This is a genomic window from Nocardia pseudovaccinii NBRC 100343 (genome assembly GCF_001613225.1).
Taxonomy (GTDB): domain Bacteria; phylum Actinomycetota; class Actinomycetes; order Mycobacteriales; family Mycobacteriaceae; genus Nocardia; species Nocardia pseudovaccinii.
The window spans coordinates 24,227-41,334 of sequence record NZ_BDBY01000377.1 but is presented as its reverse complement, the minus strand read 5'-3'; the positions used below and the strand labels follow the sequence as shown (position 1 = coordinate 41,334).

General features: G+C 65.6%; 14 protein-coding genes. 6 read left to right on the top strand and 8 right to left on the bottom strand.

Annotated features, from left to right (window positions below):
• Positions 1 to 686 precede the first annotated feature (686 nt).
• On the bottom strand, positions 687 to 4,139 hold the full coding sequence (locus tag NP3_RS41105) for a serine/threonine-protein kinase (protein ID WP_063047103.1): 3,453 nt from the start codon (positions 4,137 to 4,139) through the stop codon (positions 687 to 689).
• A 240-nt stretch (positions 4,140 to 4,379) separates the two neighbouring features.
• Between NP3_RS41105 and NP3_RS41100 the strand changes: the two genes are divergently transcribed.
• Positions 4,380 to 5,753, top strand: a complete 1,374-nt coding sequence (locus NP3_RS41100) for a type I glutamate--ammonia ligase (protein WP_084509604.1) — start codon at positions 4,380 to 4,382, stop codon at positions 5,751 to 5,753.
• A gap of 1 nt (position 5,754) precedes the next feature.
• Positions 5,755 to 6,810 carry an amidohydrolase family protein gene (locus NP3_RS41095; protein ID WP_063047102.1) on the top strand — a complete coding sequence of 352 codons (1,056 nt, stop codon included), beginning with the start codon at positions 5,755 to 5,757 and terminating at the stop codon, positions 6,808 to 6,810.
• On the opposite strand, the gene NP3_RS41090 is transcribed toward NP3_RS41095, so the two are convergent.
• Complete coding sequence (locus NP3_RS41090) at positions 6,807 to 7,547, bottom strand: DsbA family protein (protein ID WP_063047101.1); 741 nt, start codon at positions 7,545 to 7,547, stop codon at positions 6,807 to 6,809. The two genes, NP3_RS41095 and NP3_RS41090, sit on opposite strands and share 4 nt — an antisense overlap.
• A gap of 202 nt (positions 7,548 to 7,749) precedes the next feature.
• On the opposite strand from NP3_RS41090, the gene NP3_RS41085 reads away from it, so the two are divergent.
• Positions 7,750 to 8,973 (top strand): RtcB family protein, encoded by a 1,224-nt coding sequence (locus NP3_RS41085; protein ID WP_063047100.1) that lies wholly within the window; start codon positions 7,750 to 7,752, stop codon positions 8,971 to 8,973.
• A 201-nt stretch (positions 8,974 to 9,174) separates the two neighbouring features.
• Here NP3_RS41085 and NP3_RS51705 read toward each other — a convergent pair whose 3' ends face one another.
• Both NP3_RS51705 and NP3_RS41080 read right to left on the bottom strand, forming a co-directional pair.
• Entirely contained in the window at positions 9,175 to 9,831 is a 657-nt protein-coding gene (locus NP3_RS51705) for an LAGLIDADG family homing endonuclease (RefSeq protein ID WP_157124890.1), read from the bottom strand.
• 193 nt (positions 9,832 to 10,024) lie between these two features.
• Positions 10,025 to 10,507, bottom strand: a complete 483-nt coding sequence (locus tag NP3_RS41080; protein WP_063047099.1) for a hypothetical protein — start codon at positions 10,505 to 10,507, stop codon at positions 10,025 to 10,027.
• 167 nt (positions 10,508 to 10,674) lie between these two features.
• Here NP3_RS41080 and NP3_RS41075 point away from each other — a divergent pair, with 167 nt between their 5' ends.
• Entirely contained in the window at positions 10,675 to 12,849 is a 2,175-nt protein-coding gene (locus NP3_RS41075; RefSeq protein WP_373864822.1) for a RecQ family ATP-dependent DNA helicase, read from the top strand.
• Positions 12,850 to 13,055: 206 nt separating this feature from the next.
• A complete protein-coding gene (locus tag NP3_RS48635) occupies positions 13,056 to 13,214 on the top strand; it encodes a hypothetical protein (RefSeq protein WP_157124889.1) in 159 nt (52 codons plus the stop codon).
• A gap of 29 nt (positions 13,215 to 13,243) precedes the next feature.
• Here NP3_RS48635 and NP3_RS41070 read toward each other — a convergent pair whose 3' ends face one another.
• The 4 genes from NP3_RS41070 to NP3_RS41055 all read right to left on the bottom strand — a co-directional run bounded on the left by NP3_RS41070 (position 13,244) and on the right by NP3_RS41055 (position 15,982).
• Complete coding sequence (locus NP3_RS41070; RefSeq protein WP_063047098.1) at positions 13,244 to 13,453, bottom strand: hypothetical protein; 210 nt, start codon at positions 13,451 to 13,453, stop codon at positions 13,244 to 13,246.
• Positions 13,454 to 13,516: 63 nt separating this feature from the next.
• A complete protein-coding gene (locus NP3_RS41065) occupies positions 13,517 to 14,098 on the bottom strand; it encodes a hydrolase (RefSeq protein WP_063047097.1) in 582 nt (193 codons plus the stop codon).
• A 43-nt stretch (positions 14,099 to 14,141) separates the two neighbouring features.
• On the bottom strand, positions 14,142 to 15,545 hold the full coding sequence (locus NP3_RS41060) for an MFS transporter (RefSeq protein WP_063047096.1): 1,404 nt from the start codon (positions 15,543 to 15,545) through the stop codon (positions 14,142 to 14,144).
• Positions 15,542 to 15,982 carry a MarR family winged helix-turn-helix transcriptional regulator gene (locus NP3_RS41055; protein WP_063047095.1) on the bottom strand — a complete coding sequence of 147 codons (441 nt, stop codon included), beginning with the start codon at positions 15,980 to 15,982 and terminating at the stop codon, positions 15,542 to 15,544. Before NP3_RS41055 ends, NP3_RS41060 begins: the two co-directional genes overlap by 4 nt.
• Before the next feature lie 112 nt (positions 15,983 to 16,094).
• Between NP3_RS41055 and ligD the strand changes: the two genes are divergently transcribed.
• Positions 16,095 to 17,051: a non-homologous end-joining DNA ligase gene (gene ligD / locus NP3_RS41050; RefSeq protein WP_063047094.1), complete on the top strand. Its 957-nt coding sequence runs from the start codon at positions 16,095 to 16,097 to the stop codon at positions 17,049 to 17,051.
• Positions 17,052 to 17,108 lie beyond the last annotated feature (57 nt).

Sequence of the window (17,108 nt, the reverse complement as noted above, 5' to 3'; positions counted from 1 at the left end):
TGCCCTGGTCACTGCAGCCACCCGCGCTGCTGGCGGGCCCGGAAGTATTCGTCGTCCTCGTCGTCGACTTTGAATGTCTCCGACATCGGACCTCCCCTCTCTGCCGTGCGCCGGCCGCTCTACACCCGAGCACCTTCACACAAAATTCCTGCTCAGCGCAACTTCGCCGATATCTCGGGCGGCGGCGCGTGGCAACCGTCCCGACTGCGGACGATCTGCGGCACCCCCCGTGCGCGTCTCGGTGCCCGTGAGCCACTCTGATCGTTTAGCGACCCGGGTAGGCTGACCTGCGAAAACGCTTGGGCCACTGTCGTGGTGGTTGCCAGGAGTTCGTCGTCGATGCTGGTTGGGCGATGGTGTCGTGGGTGAGGAGCTGAACCGGCGATCACGCGGGAACGATGAGCGAGATCTGCACCGAGACCGCCGCACCGACTCCGCCCGAGGTGGGCGAAGATTCGGCCAGAAGAGTGGGAATGGTTGCGTCGCAGCCGATTCCGGATGGATCGCCGCTCCGGTTGGTGCTGGTGGCGTAGCGGGCAGAGCGGGAGTCGCTGGGCGCAGGCCGAGTTCAAGATCAGGTGGAATCTGTGCAGGCATCGCACGAGTAACCCCCGCCACCAGTGCCACCTGATCTTGATCCATGCGGCCTGATGCCGGTGGCGGTGCACTGATGTCGCCCTCCGCGCTTATTCGTGACGTGGCCATTCGCTGATTCCGTCGAGCTCGTTCAGGATCTGTCGTAGGAAAGAGCGGGGTGGGCGGTCGGGGGTCTCCGGGGCGGCGAGCAGGGCTTCCACGATCGGAGCGAGCGCGGGGGCGCTGTCCACGGCCACTCGGAGGAGACCGAGTTCGGCGCAGCGGGAAAGCGCCGGAGTCAGGCAGGCGATCGCCTGATCGGTTCGTCCGGCGGCGGAAAGACAACCGCCGTATAGCAATTGAGCTTGTAGAAGAGCGCGGGGGCGAGGTTGGGTACGGATTTCGGCAAGGATCTGTTCGGCGGCGACGACGCAGCGCTCGGCGGCGGCCGGTGACTGTTGGGCGAGTAGGAGACGAATGGCCGAATCGTGGGTGAGTTCGGCGGTGATCGCGAGTGGGTGGTTCGGTTGCCGCTGGTACGCGGGCAGGTGCTCGAGCGTCTGCCGGTCTGCGTCGGTGATCGGCAGACCCAGTCGTACCCGCTCGTTCACAATGCGGGCGCTCAGCCGTGGCAGGGGGATATGCTCCGCGACCATTTGCCCCTCGTCCAACTGTCTTCGTGCGGCATCGAGATCGCCGCGCATTGCCACCAGCCTGGGACCGGTCCCATAGGTGGCGATCAGGAATTCCATGGCGCCAGCCGCGACGCCGGGGCCGAATGCCAGCAGCTCGGCGGCTTCGGCGTATTGCCCTTTCTGGTAGAGCAATTCACCGAGCAGCCCGCTGGCCATCCGGGTCGCGTGGGATTTGCTGCCGGTATTCCGGGCGCGGGTGAGCGCGGAGCGGAAGAGCGCCTCGGCGCCGGCGATGTCGAGTTCTTCGGCGGCGGCTTGGCCCGCGATGCAGGCGCCGTAGACCACGCCTGCTGGGCCGTTGATGCGCGTCCGGTAGGGCTCGGCCCACGCGTGCCATCGGCGGGCGCCAGCGAAGTCGAAGCGATAGTAGGCGGCCGCTTCCGCGGTGGTGGCCGCGACGCTCGCGAAGAACGGTCGTACCGGCCGCTGCAGCCATGCCTCGGCGGCATCCGGGAAATCCTTGAACCGGTCCGTCACAAGGTATTCCGCGGCTCGCGTCACATCGGCCTGGATGCGCAGATCCGCGGTTCCGGGATCGTCCGGTGCGGCGGTTGCCAGTGCCGCGTCCACGCGATCCAGCGCGGTCCGGGTGGCGGCAGGGCGCTGCAGCGAGATGTTGGCCCAGGCCACCGACAGCTGCAGTTGTGGATCGGCAACCGTGATCGCCGCGGGCAGCTTCTTCACCAGGCCCAGGAAGGTGGCCATGCGGGAATCCTCGATGAGCGTGTCGGCGTGTTCTTGCACCAGGAGTTTCGCCCGCTCGGCCGCGCCTGCCGCGAGTGCGTGATCCACGGCTTCGGTGAGCATTTCGTGCTCGGCGAACCAGGTCGACGCGATCAGATGGAGCTGTTCGAGCAAGCCGGGGTGCTGTTGGATCAGTCTGCGGCGCAAGAAGTCCGCGAAGAGCGCATGATAGCGGAACCACCGCAGCTCGTCATCGACGCTGCGCAGGAACAGGTCTCGGCGCCGTACCTCCTCGAGCTGTTCCTGCCCGGACCGCACTCCGGTCAGCGCCTCGGCGAGATCTCCACAGATGGTGTCGGTGACGGCGGTCCGCATGACGAACTCGAGCATCGTCGGTTCGAGCTCGGCGACGACGTTTTCCATCAGGTATTCGCCGATGGCGTAGTGCTGGCCGGTGATCTGGTCCAGGTAGCCACCGGGATCCTCCTTGCCGCGCAGTGACAGTGAGGCGAGTTGCAGAGCCGCCACCCAGCCCTCCGTCGACTCGCGCAGCCGGTCCACGTCGGCGTCGGAAAGGTGCAATCTCTTCGCACCGACCAGGAAAACCGTCGCTTCCCCGGAATCGAAGCGCAGTGCGGTCTCGTCGATTTCCACCAGTTCGTCCTGAACGCTCATGCGCCCCAACGGAAGACCGGTGCGAGTTCGGCTGGTGACGATCAATCGAAGGTAGTCGCCCCCGTTGTCGAGCAGGAACTCCATCGCGGCGAGAGTCGCCGGACTTGTCACCTGGTGCCAATCGTCGATCACGACGGCAACGGGCTCCGCACTGTCGTGGATCTCGTTGATCAGGGCCGTCATCACCTGCTGCGCCGCGGCGGCGGAATGTTCCTCGAGAATCTGGGTCAGCTCGATCGCCAGCGTGGGACGAACCTGGCGAATCGCCTCCACCAAGTGGCTCAGGAACCACACGACATTGTTGTCGTCCTCCGCGATCGCCAACCAGGCCGCCCGGACGCCGTCCACGTCGAGCGCGTGCGCCCACTGTGCGGCCAAGCTGCTCTTGCCGAAACCGGCCGGGCCATGAATGAGGACCAGCCGCCTGGACTGTCCCTCCCGTAAGGTCTCCAGCAACCGCGGGCGATTCACCAGCCTGCGCAGCGTCGTCGGTGGACGGAACCGGGTCTTCGGGGCCGATTGCGGCGGCAATGCGATTGCGGCGGCCGACATTGTCGACGAGATCGGCCGACTGCCCGCGACCGACACGGTTTCGACGGATCCGTCGTGTTCCGGGGCGGCCATCGTGTCCACCGGCAGCCCGCAGGAGAACTGCGCGGTGCGCAACCTTTCACCGAAGTCCCGGGCAGTCGCCGGGCGGACAGCGGGGTCTGCGGCCATCGCGGCTTCCAGGATGGCGCACACCATTGCCGGTACCCCGGCGGATCGCAGGTCGGGGACGGGTTCGGAGGTGATGCGCACGAACTGCGCCACCATCGACTCGCCCGCCTGGCGCTCGAATGCGGCGTGGCCGGTGAGAGCCGTGAACAGCGTCGCGCCCAGCCCATACATATCGGAGAGAACCGTCGGAGGTTCGCCGCGTATCACCTCCGGAGCCGTGTAGGCCGGGGTCCCCGCGACGAGCCCGGCCGCTGTCTCGAACGCGCCACCGACGCGCGCGATACCGAAGTCCGCCAGCTGCGGTTCACCGTAGTCACTGATCAGCACGTTGGCGGGGTTGACGTCGCGATGGATGACACCGCAGGCGTGCGCGGTCGCCAGCGCGCCCGCCAACTTCACGCCCACGGCCAATACCTCCTGCCACGGCAACGGTCCGTCCGCGCGAATCCGCGCGTCGAGCGAGCCTCTGGGGTGGAAGGGCATCACGATGAACGGCCGACCGGTCGGGGTGACGTCGGTCGTCAGCACCTGGACGATGTTCGGGTGGGTCGAGAACTTCCCAAGGGCTCGCTGTTCGCGTAGGAAGCGGGTCCGGTCCTCGTCGTCGACCGTCGATCCGAGAACCTTCACCGCCACGTCCCGATCAAGTGCGGACTCGGTGCACCGGTACACGATTCCGAATGCGCCGCGGCCGATCTCTTGGGCATCGGCGAACCCGGCCGCAGCCAGTTCCGCTGCGATGCCGAAAGTCAGGTCGCGTTGCGTCCCCTCGGCCTTACCGTCGGACACCGACCGCTCACCCGATCACAGGCGCAGACTTCCCGGAAATTCGCGCGTTTGCGGCTGCCCGGCACTCCGACCGCACCGCGAGCGACTCATGTACTCACCTCTCGAGGCGAAAACCAGCTGGTCCCGATAGGTCGATCATAAGCCGCGACGACGCCAGCAGCGTGCCTGCCATCGAACTGGCCGCGATGAGGTGGGCCGAGTCCGTCCCGAAGCGGGCGAGGGCGGATTATCTTGGGACTCATGCCCACCATGCCGGATCGGATACCGGCCGAGGGTGCCCACGATGCGTTGATCGGGCACCTCGAGGCCCATATGGTTGCCCTGACTTTTGTGGACAATGCCGGGATAACCAGGGTGAAGACGGTGCCGAAGGGGCGGTTGGCGCAGGCCGCCAAATTCGGCATCGGGGTGTCGCCCTGTTTCGAAACGTTCACCTTCGATGATCTGATGTCCGTCGGGCGGTATCTCGGCGGACCCGACGGTGATCTGCGGCTGATACCCGATCTGTCGCGATTGACCGAACTCGCCTGTCAGCCGGGGTGGGCCTGGGCGCCCGCCGATAAGTACACCCAGGACGGCACCCGCTTCGTCGCCTGCCAGCGCGCCTTCGCGACCCGGCAGGCGCAGGCGGCGCAGAACGCCGGGCTGCGGATTTCGATGGCCTTCGAGACGGAGTGGTCGGTCGGGCGCGGGGATGTCGAAAACGATTTCGTCCCAGCGGTATTCGGACCCGCCTACAGCTTGATCCGGTTGAGTCAGGTGGGCGAGTACGCCAGTGATCTCGTCGCGGCGCTGGAGCGTCAGGAGGTCGCCGTCGATCAGTTCCATCCGGAGTACGCGCTGTCGCAACTGGAATTGTCGGTCGCACCCAATGATCCGGTCGCCGCCGCGGATGACGCGATCCTGGTGCGGCACACCATCCGGCAGGTGAGCGCGCAATACGGTTGGCGGGCGCTGCTCGCACCGTGTATCGAGCCGAGCGGTGCGGGTTCCGGTGCGCACCTGCATTTTTCGCTGCACGACAACGAAGGACCGCTCTTGGCACAGGGCGAGGGACCGCACGGCATGCGCCCCGCGGGCGAGGCGTTCCTGGCCGGTGTGCTGCGCGAACTGCCCGCATTGGTCGCGATCGGCGCGGGCAATCCGGCGAGTTTCCTGCGGCTGCAACCCTCGCGGTGGGCCGGGGTCTGGCAGTGCTGGGGCCGGGAGACGCGGGAGGCGGCGCTGCGCTTCATCACCGGCGTGCAGGGCACCGAGGAATGGGCAGCCAATGCCGAGATCAAATGTTTCGACGCGACCGGTAATCCGTATCTGATCGTCGGTACGGTCATTGCGGCCGGACTCGCCGGTATCGCCGAAGAATTGCGCCTGCCCGCCGAAATCAGCGGCGATCCAATGGGATTCGATGCCGAACAACTGATGCTGTCGGGTGTGCGACGGTTGCCGACCAGTTCGATGGATGCCGCCGACGCACTCGCCGACTCCAAGGTGCTCGCCGAGGCACTCGGCGTCGAATTGCACGATGCGCTGCTCACCGTGCGCCGCGCAGAGGCCGAACGCTATCGGGATATCAGCCCGGCCAAGGTGATCGAGATGACCCGCTGGCGGTTCTAGCGTGCTCACCGATGGTGTCGCACTGACCGATCACCATTGTCACGGCGTCGTCGCCGCGGATCTGGACCGCCCCGGCTTCGAGCGACTGCTCGGTGAAGGGCAGCGCGGCACCTTCGATTCCGCTATCGGCCTTGCCGTAAGGCGTTGGTGCGCACCGATTCTCGACCTGGAGCCGCATGCCGATCCGGAAAGGTATCTGGCGCGCAGGGCCGAACTCGGCTGGCGTGAAACGACCACCCGACTGCTGCGTGCCTCCGGCACCACGCGATGGTTTCTCGATACCGGATTCGGCGGTGGCCGAGCGGAATTCGCCGCGGTCGCCCCTGGCGAGGTGCGCGAGATCGTCCGGCTCGAACAGATAGCCGAACAGGTGATCGCCGAAGTCAGCATCGCGACAATGCCTTTCGAGGATATCGAAACCACATTGCGCGGTCGGGCCCGAAATGCGGTCGGCCTCAAGACAATCGTGGGCTACCGCTATGGTCTGAACTTTCCCGTCACCGATACCCTGCCATCGACGATCATCCACGAACTGCGCCTCACCGATCCGGCGACGCTCGGCTGGCTGGTCGGACTCGGTGCCCGCATCGGAGCGGAATTCGGCCTGCCACTGCAGTTCCACACCGGATTCGGCGATACGGATCTGCGGCTCCAGCACACCGACCCACTGCTGCTCACCGACTTCCTGCACGCCACCGCGGGCTCCGGATTATCGGTCATGCTGCTGCACTGCTGGCCCTTCCACCGCAACGCCGCCTACCTCGCGCACGCCTTCGACCATGTGCACCTCGACCTCGGCCTGACAATCCCCTACGTGGGACAACGAGCCGCAGCGGTGCTCGGCGAAGCCCTCGAACTCGCGCCGTTCCGGTCGATGCTCTACTCCTCCGACGGCTACGGACTCCCCGAGCTGCACTACCTCGGCGCACGGCTGTGGCGGCGCGGTCTCGGCCGCCTGCTGGACGAATGGATCGCCGACGACGCCATCACCCTCGCTGACGCCGAAGGGCTCGTCATCGCGATCGCCCGCGGAAACGCCGTGCGCACCTATCCCTAGCGTGCGGCGGCGATGGCGGCGTCGAGTCCGTTCGACAGCTGGCTGGAGTCGAGTTTCTTGCCGTTGACGAAAACGGTCGGAGTGGCGTTGACGTCGCCGTTGAGGACCTGTTCGGTCTTGTCACGGAGATAGGTGTCGTATTTGCGATCGGTAATACATTGGGCAACCGACGGGTCGGTGTAGCCCGCGTTCTTCGCGATCTCGACGAGTTTGCTGTCGGGCAGGCCACTGCCGCCCTCGGCGGGCTGCTGTTCGAACATCGCGGCGAACCAGCCCTGATACTTCGAATGGTCTTGTCCGGCAACACAATACGACGCGTTCGCGGCGCGGGAGGAGTACTTGGTGCTGGAGGCGCGGTCCAAGAACGAAATGACGTCGTACTCGATGATCGCCGTGCCGTTCTTGGCGGCGTCTTCGAGCGTCTTGGCATTGCGTTTCTCGAATTGCTTGCATGCGGGGCACTGCAGGTCCGCGACCACGCGAACGACGACCTTCGCATTCGAATCGCCGATGCGGACCGCACCGGTAGCTGTCACGCCCGCCGGGGTCGTCCCGGAACCGGCGCCCGCTGCCGTCGCGACACCCGAAGTGACGTTGCTCTTCTGCACCACAACAACGCCGACCACGCCCACGACGACGAACAGCACCGCGGCGACCGTCACCAGAACGACGACAGCGCGGTTGCTGGACCGGGGCGGTGACGGCGGAACGGCCCATTCCCCCTGAGGGTTGCTCACGGTACCTTCACCATGCTTTCGCTCGCCGAAAAGTTCCGCTCCGCACGATAGCGGTTGCCGAACGCGGCGTGCACGTCCGGTCGCGCGCCGCGACGCCGCACGGCCGATTCCCGCCGCCAGGTTCTCGAATATTGAAGTGCGCACAGCCCTGCGTGAATCTAGCGTTGATAGGGAACAGACCGAACAAGGAAGGACGCTTCCCATGTTTCCCGTCGAGCTGCGCGGTACCAGGGCGCAGACGCTCATGTGGGCCAACGAGCACGAAATCGAGCAGTCCGCGCTGCGGCAGCTGCGGAATATCGCGCAACTGCCATGGGTCCACGGTGTCCGCGTCATGCCCGACGTGCACCTCGGCAAGGGGGCGACCGTCGGCTCTGTGATCGCCATGCGCGATGCCGTGGCGCCCGCGGCCGTCGGGGTGGATATCGGCTGCGGTATGGAGAGCGTGAAGACCGACCTCACCGCGGCCGACCTGCCGGACAATCTGCATTCGCTGCGCTCGCGCATCGAGGCGGCGGTCCCGGTGGGGTTCCAGTCCCATAAGAATGCGGTCGACGTTGCGAAGCTGGGCGCGCAGTTCGCCGCCTCTCATGGCGAGCTGGCCAAGCATGTCCGTGGCTGGGCACGTTTCTGGTCCGAGTTCGGCTCGCTGAATCCGGGCGTGCAGGCACTGGAATCCAAGGCGCACAAGCAGATCGGCTCGCTCGGCTCCGGCAACCACTTCATCGAGGTCTGCCTCGACGAGCACGATTCGGTGTGGATCCTGCTGCACTCCGGTAGCCGCAATATCGGCAAGGAACTCGCCGAACGGCATATGACGGTCGCGCGCGCACTCCCGCACAACCAGGACCTACCCGATCGCGATCTGGCCGTATTCCTTTCCGGCACACCGGAAATGGAAGCCTACCGGCGCGATCTGACCTGGGCGCAGGAATACGCCGCGCGCAACCGCGCGGTCATGCTATCGCTGGTGTGCGGTGCCGTGCGCGCGGAATTCGCCGGGCGCGAGGTGCTTTTCGACGACCCGATCAGCTGTCATCACAATTATGTTGCGGAGGAGGAGATCGACGGTGTGCCGATGCTGGTCACCCGGAAGGGTGCGGTGCGGGCGGGCGCAGGCGATCTGGCATTGATTCCGGGTTCGATGGGCACACGCTCATATGTGGTGCGCGGCAAGGGAAATCCGGCCTCGTTCCAGTCGGCATCACACGGTGCGGGTCGGCGGATGAGCCGGAATGCGGCGAAGAGGCAGTTCACCGTCGCGGATCTGATCGCGCAGACCGAGGGCGTGGAATCGCGCAAGGATGCGGGCGTGGTCGACGAGATCCCGGCCGCGTACAAGGACATCGACGAGGTCATCGCCGCGCAGAGCGATCTGGTCGATATCGTCGCGACGTTGCGTCAGGTGCTGTGCGTGAAGGGGTAAGATGTGGCCGAATTGCGGTGAGTACAACCGCAATTCGGCCCGAGTGAGCTCAGTGATATCCAAGGTGCTGTGTTGCCATATTACGGAGCCGCCACTTGCGGACCGACACGCTGGAAACTGTGCGTCCCAGAATTTCGGCAGCCACTGCTTGCCCATGGCTGAGAACGATCTGGTCGTCGTGAGCTGTCCATGGCGTCCTGGTCACGCCATAACGTCCCGCTTTCTCGATGGCCGGTGCCCATGCAGCGACTTGTCTAGCGGCCGTGTACTTCCGTTCCAAGCCGAGCGCATCCGGCGAATACCAAACCATGCTGCAAGTTTCGCAGCTGCCACGTTTAGAACCATGACATTGGAGACACCGTCCCGCTGATTCGGGCGTGCCGTCCTCGTGACCCCACAGACGGTTTGTATCACGTGGCAAAAGAACTCAGCCGCAGCTGGACTGGCGGTCACGAAGCTTATGAATGGTTCACCCTTGCGAGTGAAGCCGACTGAGCCGTCTCCGTCGAGGAGACCTCGTAGATAGTCAGCAGTGGCAAATGGTGCGACAGGGGGTCGAATTGTTCGGGTCTTTTTGCCTACCGATACGCCCAAGTTGGCAATCGCCCGGCGGACGCCTTGATCGTAGAACCGCAACGTGGCGGTCTGATAGTGATCTTCGAAGTTGGTAGCACGTGTCCGGTGGCCGATCGACGAACTACACGGGAGCACCTCAGCGATACGCGGCAGGACATCCTCGTCTCGAATCGCCAGTTCAAGGGACACTCGCCCCTTACCGTCAAGACTCCCCTCATGGGTTCCATCTGTCTGGAGAAGGCCAATGATGTACGCAACAGCAGGAATCGTAGGGTCCAGCATGGGGCCATCGTGCCATTCCTTTTAGGTATCAAACACCGCTTTCAAGAACCCCCGGTCGCCGATCTGATCGCATAGACCGAGGGGGAGCTGCGTGGGGATGCGGATGTCGTCAATGAAACTCACAGAGTAGAGCGGAAATCGACCCAAACATAGGTGAATTACATTGGCCACCAACGCAATTCGTCCTAACTAATCAGCGCCGCCGCATCGTACCCGCGACGCCCGCACCGAGCAGCAAGACGCCGAGAATGAACGCGTATCCACTCGTCACCCAGGTGATCAGTGCTAACCGCATCTCATCGGACAACATCGGCAGGTCGTCGTGAATGATCCGCCAGGTGTCGTCCGGGAACAGGAAGTACACGAATCCCGGCACCACACCCCACACCAGACCGGCCAGCACTGTTCCGGCCGGTGCATACGCGGCCAGCGCCGCCACGAGGAGCAATAGAAGCGCCCCACCGACGATCTGGAACGTCGATCCCGCCCGATTGGCCGCGGATCCGAGAATGACCCACTGCCGGGTATCGAGCGCCGCATGCGCTGCTAGTCCGATCCCGACCGGGGTCACCACCAGACCGGTCAGTATGCCGAAAACGGTCCGCCCGAATCCACCGGTACTGCGGAATTGAGCACCGGGTGGCGCCCATCCCGGCGGCGGCTCGTAGTTGGTCATGGCTGCCTCCTGCGCGGTCCCACGGTGCGGAGCAATAGTCTCACTCTATTGTCCGTTGCCCAGGGATATTTCGCCGTTTCGGCTGGGTGCCGGTCGCCGGTGCGAATCCACAGGGTGCGCCCCGCGCGGCACGGTCGTCAGGATCGATGTCGGTGGCATCAGGCACGATGGAGCGCATGACCACCGCGGCCGGTACTTCAGCGATCGACCTCACCGCGCCCGATCTGCGGGAACGGGCCGAAGAGCTGCTGCGCGACCTCGCGGGACCGCAGGCGAGATTGCGCGAGGATCAGTGGACGGCGATCGAGGCGCTGATCGTGCAGCGGCGGCGGGCCCTCGTGGTCCAGCGCACCGGCTGGGGTAAGTCGGCGGTGTATTTCATCGCGGCCAAGCTGCTGCGGCGGGCGGGGCGCGGGCCCACCGTGATCGTGTCGCCGCTGCTGGCGCTGATGCGCAACCAGGTCGCTGCCGCCGAGCGGGCGGGTGTGGTCGCGGCGACCATCAACTCCGGCAATGTCACCGAATGGGATGAGATCCACGATCGGGTGGCGGCGGGCGAGGTGGATGTGCTGCTGGTCAGCCCGGAAAGACTGAACAATCCGGACTTCCGCGACCAGGTATTGCCCAAGCTGGCCGCCGACGCCGGACTGGTCGTGATCGATGAGGCGCACTGCGTCTCGGACTGGGGGCACGATTTCCGGCCCGACTACCGCCGCATCCGCACCCTGATCGCCGATCTCGGCTCCGATGTGCCGGTGCTGGCCACCACCGCGACCGCCAACGATCGGGTGGTCACCGATGTCGCCACCCAGATCGGCACCGACGCTGCGTCTACCCACCCCGCCGACTCCGTCGGCTTGCCACCCCCGTTGGTCCTGCGGGGAACCTTGGATCGCGAATCGCTGCACATGTCGGTGGTGCGTTTCGACGACGCCGTCGAGCGCACCGCATGGCTCAGCGGACACCTCGGCGAGCTGGCAGGCTCCGGCATCGTCTACACCCTCACGGTCGCCGCCGCGCACGACCTCGCCGACGTGCTGAATTCGCACGGACACAATGTCGCCGCCTACACCGGGCAGACCGATACCGCCGAACGCGAGGCACTGGAGGCGGCACTGCTGAACAACGAGGTGAAGGCGCTCATCGCCACCTCGGCGCTGGGCATGGGCTTCGACAAACCCGACCTGGGTTTCGTGGTGCACGTCGGTGCGCCGTCCTCCCCCATCGCCTACTACCAGCAGGTGGGTCGTGCCGGTCGTGGCACCGATCGCGCCGAGGTGGTGCTGCTGCCCGGCCCGGAGGATGCCAGGATCTGGAGTTACTTTGCCTCCGTTGCCTTTCCACGCGAACACATCGTGCGCTCGGTACTCGACGCACTGGATTTCGACCGGGCCATGTCGACCGTCGCGCTCGAGCCCATGGTCGAGCTGAATCGCTCGCGCCTGGAAATGGTGCTCAAGGTGCTCGATGTGGACGGCGCGGTGCGGCGGGTCCGCGGTGGCTGGATCGCCACCGGGCAGCCGTGGGTCTACGACACCGAACGCTACGAACGTCTCGCCGCGGCCCGTGAGGTCGAACAGCAGGCGATGATCGACTATCAGCGCACCACCGGCTGCCGGATGCAATTCCTGCGCCGCCAACTCGACGATCCCGGCCTGCCCGCACTCGAGGCCGACGCGCCCGGGTGCGGGCGCTGCGACAACTGCACCGGGACTCGCCTCGATACCACCATCGATTCCTCGGCCATCGCCGCGACCCGCGCCCGGCTGGACCGTCCCGGCCTCGATCTCGCCCCGCGTAAGCAGTGGCCGACCGGGATGGCGAAACTCGGTATTCCGTTGTCCGGCAAGATCACCAACGGCGCGGAGACCGGACGTGCGCTGGGTCGGCTCACCGATCTCGGCTGGGGTCAGCGCCTGCGCGCCCTGCTGGACGCGCCCGACGATCCGGTTCCGGATGCGGTCTTCGACGCCTGTATCGCAGTGCTGCGCGAATGGGATTGGACGACGCGACCGATCGCGGTCATGGCCCTCGAATCGCACCGCTATCCGGTACTCACCGCCACCCTCGCCGCCCGCCTCGCCGAGGTCGGTCGTCTGCGTGACCTCGGCACCTTGCAATTGCGTCCGGACCGGCCGCCGGTGTCCGCGGCGAACTCGGCACATCGGGTGGCCGGATTGTTCGACTCCTGGCTGATCCCGGACCTGAGTTCGGTGGACGGTCCGATCCTGCTCGTCGACGCACTCTCCGATACCGGATGGACGCTGACCGTGGCCGCCTATGCGCTGCGCAACGCGGGAGCACCGGCAGTGCTGCCGTTCACACTCGCCACGCAAACCTAGACTCACGTCCGCGAGCCCGATGTTTGCCGCGCTGGGATGTCGACAGCACCGGATTACCGGCGTAGGTGATCATCGCGGATCTGCCCCACGCATTCGGTCGCCGCGGATCCTGGCGAAGCCGCAGCGGTCCGCCACCACAACTAACAATGTGGCAAATATTTGGCTAACTAATGTTCCGGACCAGAATTATCGGTCACGATATGCCCATGTACTCGAACCTGCCCGCAAAACGGCTGTTAGAAGAGGTCAAAGCGCGGTACGGCTCCGCCGAGGCATTCTTCGAATCCTTGGACAAACAGCACATCGACCCGATGGCCGATACTACCGAGCTACCACCCATGCCGGAACTGCGCAGGCCCGATTGATCCCGCGATCGGTCATTACCGGACACGCCCTACTGGCGCGCGTCCGGTAGTCGAAGCGTCGGCGGATCCGGCTCGATCCGCACAGTGTCGCTCAGGCGGGTATCCGGGGGTATCGGCCTGCGCGGCTCCCGGACGCCCGCGGCACCGCCACCGGCCTCACCTGGCCCCTGATCACCACCGGCGGGCACCGCGCCCCGGCCGAACAGTCGACGAATCGCTCGCATCAGCTTGGTCATCATCTCGCCAGTGTGCGCCCCTTCGACTCGGATGGCATCGGTGTTCACAACCGGCGAAGCCGCGGGTCAGCGGGTCGCGGCGAGTAGTTCGACGATCTCGGCGGTGCTGCCGGTTTCGCCGAGGCGCGGGAAGATCTTGCTGATGCTGTGCTGGTGGGCCTCGGCGTCCGAGTCGGTCATGGCGTCGACGGCCAGGGTGACGTGGTAGCCGTGTTCGTGCGCGGCGCGGGCGGTGGATTCGACGCCGATGCTGGTGGCGATTCCGGCCAGCACGATCTGGGTGATGCCGCGGCGACGCAGTTGCAGATCGAGGTCGGTGCCGTAGAACGCGCCCCAGTTGCGCTTGGTGACATGGATATCCTCCGGATGGCCGGTGAGCTCGTCCACGATCCGGTCCCAACCCTCGGGCGGATTTCCGCCCGGATACGGAAATTCATTGCGCCCCTTCACCTGATCGGCACCATCGAGCGCGAACGAGACGCGGACGAGCACGACCGGCAGGCCGTGCTCCCGGAACGCGTGGGCGAGTGCGGCGGAATTCTCGATGACCGCGGCAGCCGAATGCGGTTTGCGCGGTGCGGCGACAATGCCTTGCTGAAGGTCGATGACGACCAGGGCGGTGCGCTCGTCGAGTGTGGTGACCGGCATGAATTACCCTTTCTGAGCTGAATTATCTTGGGACATAACGAGTTCAAGCGGAGTCGCGTCCCACCCGCGCGAGCGAGCGGTCGGCGAGCGTGACGATGACCAGCAGCACCGAGACGACGAGCAGCAACAGTGCGAGCTCGTGCACTCCAGCACTGTCCGCGGCGTGCGGGAATACCGCCGCATTCGCCGCCGCCGCGATCAGCGCACCGAGATACGTTCCGGTGCGCAATAATCCGGCCGACGACGCCATCCGCGCCGGATCGGCCTGGTGGTACAGGGCGTTCTGATTGGCAAGCCCGTTCAGTCCCTGCGGCAGGCCGCTCAGCACACCGACCACCACGAGCAGCCAGAACCCGGTGTGCGGATCGAGTAACAGCAGGCACGCGCACGCCGCGACTTGCAGCAGACCACCGGCGACGAGTTTGCCGCGCACCTGGTGACGCCGCCCGGTGATCGCGGTAATCGCGATGGCGCTCAACGACATCGGCAAAAGCACCAGTCCGGCCACGGACGCACTCAGCGACCGTCCCTCCTCCAGCCATTGCGTAAAGCCGTACAGGAAGGCATAAGCCGTGACGAAGGCGAGCACCTGACGGCCATAGGTGGCCAGCAACGGCGCATTGCCGCCGAGCATTCGCAGATCGATGAACGGCTGGGCCGCGCGCAGCTCCCGCAGCACGAATCCGATACCGACCACACCGGCGAGCACGAGCAGATACCAGTGCGCGACAGCCGGTTTCATCAGAAACAGCATCGCACCGACAAGCGTTCCCGCGAACAACACCATTCCGGTGATATCCACGCCACCGCCCTGCCGTGCCCGCACGCTCGCGGGCAACTCGGCCAATTCGGGCAAACTCATCCGCCCGAGCACCAGAGAGGCCAGCGACAACGGCACATTGACGCTGAAGATCAGATGCCAACCGCCGATACCGATCAGCGCCCCACCCAGCGTCGGCCCGACCACCGCCATCACCTGATTGGCGATCGACAACATGGCGAGCACCCCGGCCGGGCTCTGCGACCCGGTGCGCTCGGATTCGCTGCGCAACAAGAACATCGAGGCCGGATATGCCGCGGAGGTGCCGAAGCCGAGCAGCACTCTGGACAGGATCAGGACACCTAGCCCAGGTGCGAAGGCACCGAGTACGCCCGCGATACCGACCAAAGCCGTGCCGAGCAGATAGAGCGTGCGCGGTCCGTATCGGTCGACGAGCCGCCCGACCACCGGCTGCCCGACCGCGGTGGCCAGATACAGCGCCGACACCAGCCAGATGGTTTCCGACGGCGGCGCGCCGAACGCCTTGCCGATCGGCACCAGCGCCACCGCCAGCATCGAGGAGTTGATCGGATTCAGAATCGAGCCGAGAAGCATCGGCGCGATCAGCCTGCGATCGAATCCCCTTACCTCAGTAAATGATTCGGAGTGCTCCTCGATCGCCGTCATGATTGCGCCACATCGTCGAGCAGTGCCAGTGCCTCGAGGATGGTGCGTCGCTGCGCCTCCGTGTACCGCTCGTGCAGTGTGCGCGCCAACCACTCCTGACGCACCCGCCGGTCGCCCTTCAATCGCTCACGGCCCGCGTCGGTCAGCGACAGCAATTGCCTGCGCCCGTCCGTGGGATCCGGACGACGCTCCACGAATCCGTAGCGATCCAGCGCCGCTACGGTCATCGCCATCGACTGCGGCCGCACCCGTTCGGCCGCCGCCAGATCACTGGTGGATGCCGCACCGTCTCGGTCCAAGCGACTCAGTACCGCCGCCTGCGAGGGGGTGAGGTCGTCATCGGCGGCCAGTTCGCGCAGGCGCCGCCGCAGCCTGCCGACGACCACCCGCACCTCACTGGCGGCTCGGACGGCCGATTCGGAGATCTTCTCGTCCATGCCATCGACCCTAATTTATCCAGTCTCAACTGTACAGTTTCAACTAAACAGTTTGAGCTGTATATCACGCGGATGCGGGCGGCGGACCCACCGAGCCGTTATCGTCGGACAGGTGGCCAGCAAGTCCGCGTCGCCCGCTGTCGAACTCGATGTCGGCGACCGCACCGTCCGCATCTCCAACCCGGACCGGATCTACTTCCCGGAGTCCGGCGCGACCAAGCTCGACCTGGTGCAGTACTACCTGAGCGTCGGCGACGGCATCGTCCGCGCGCTGCGGGACAGGCCGTGCATGCTGCACCGGTTCCCCAAGGGGCTCGCGGGTGACAAGGTGCATCAGAAGCGGCTGCCCGCTGGCGCGCCGGACTGGATTCCCGCGGTGCGCGTCTTCTTTCCGCGCTACAGCCGACATGCGGACGAACTCTGCGTGGACAAGCTGGCCGATGTCATCTGGGCGGTGCAGATGTCCACGGTCGAGTTCCACCCGTGGAACTCGCGCCGCGAGGACACCGAGCGTCCCGACGAATGGCGCATCGACCTGGACCCGATGCCGGATTGCCCGTGGTCGCGGGTGCAGCGAGTCGCGGGCGTCGCGCAGGAAGTGCTCGACGAGCTGGGCGCGGTCGGCTGGCCGAAAACCTCCGGGGGCAAGGGCATGCACATCTATGTGCGCATCGCGCCGGAGTGGGGTTTCACCGAAGTTCGCCGGGCGGCATTGGCCTTCGCACACGAGGTCGAGCGCCGCGCACCCGACGATGTGACCACAACCTGGTGGCGCAAGGACCGCGATCCGAAACTGCTGTTCGTCGACTACAACCAGAACGCCCGCGACCACACCATCGCCGCCGCCTATTCGGTGCGCGGCGTCCCGGAGGCGACGGTCTCGACCCCTGTCCGCTGGGACGAGATACCCGACGTCGACCCGCGCGACTTCACCATGAAGACGGTCCCCACCCGCTTCGCCGAATTCGGCGATCTGCACGAGGGCATCGACGAAGCGGTGTTCCGCATCGACCAACTGCTGGAGTGGGCCGAACGCGACAATCTGGACGTCGACCTCGACGAGGACTGACCGCCGAACGATCGTCACACGGGGTGGCGGCTGGAACCGGACAAAGGGCACCGGTGC

Excerpts from the sequence above, each read along its gene's own strand:
- NP3_RS41100 (WP_084509604.1), top strand. The coding sequence starts at position 4,380 with ATGCCCACCATGCCGGATCGGATACCGGCCGAGGGTGCCCACGATGCG.
- NP3_RS41085 (WP_063047100.1), top strand. The coding sequence starts at position 7,750 with ATGTTTCCCGTCGAGCTGCGCGGTACCAGGGCGCAGACGCTCATGTGG.
- NP3_RS41075 (WP_373864822.1), top strand. The coding sequence starts at position 10,675 with ATGGAGCGCATGACCACCGCGGCCGGTACTTCAGCGATCGACCTCACC.
- NP3_RS41065 (WP_063047097.1), bottom strand. The coding sequence starts at position 14,098 with ATGCCGGTCACCACACTCGACGAGCGCACCGCCCTGGTCGTCATCGAC.
- NP3_RS41070 (WP_063047098.1), bottom strand. The coding sequence starts at position 13,453 with ATGATGACCAAGCTGATGCGAGCGATTCGTCGACTGTTCGGCCGGGGC.
- NP3_RS41055 (WP_063047095.1), bottom strand. The coding sequence starts at position 15,982 with ATGGACGAGAAGATCTCCGAATCGGCCGTCCGAGCCGCCAGTGAGGTG.
- NP3_RS41060 (WP_063047096.1), bottom strand. The coding sequence starts at position 15,545 with ATGACGGCGATCGAGGAGCACTCCGAATCATTTACTGAGGTAAGGGGA.
- NP3_RS51705 (WP_157124890.1), bottom strand. The coding sequence starts at position 9,831 with ATGCTGGACCCTACGATTCCTGCTGTTGCGTACATCATTGGCCTTCTC.
- NP3_RS48635 (WP_157124889.1), top strand. The coding sequence starts at position 13,056 with ATGTACTCGAACCTGCCCGCAAAACGGCTGTTAGAAGAGGTCAAAGCG.
- NP3_RS41080 (WP_063047099.1), bottom strand. The coding sequence starts at position 10,507 with ATGACCAACTACGAGCCGCCGCCGGGATGGGCGCCACCCGGTGCTCAA.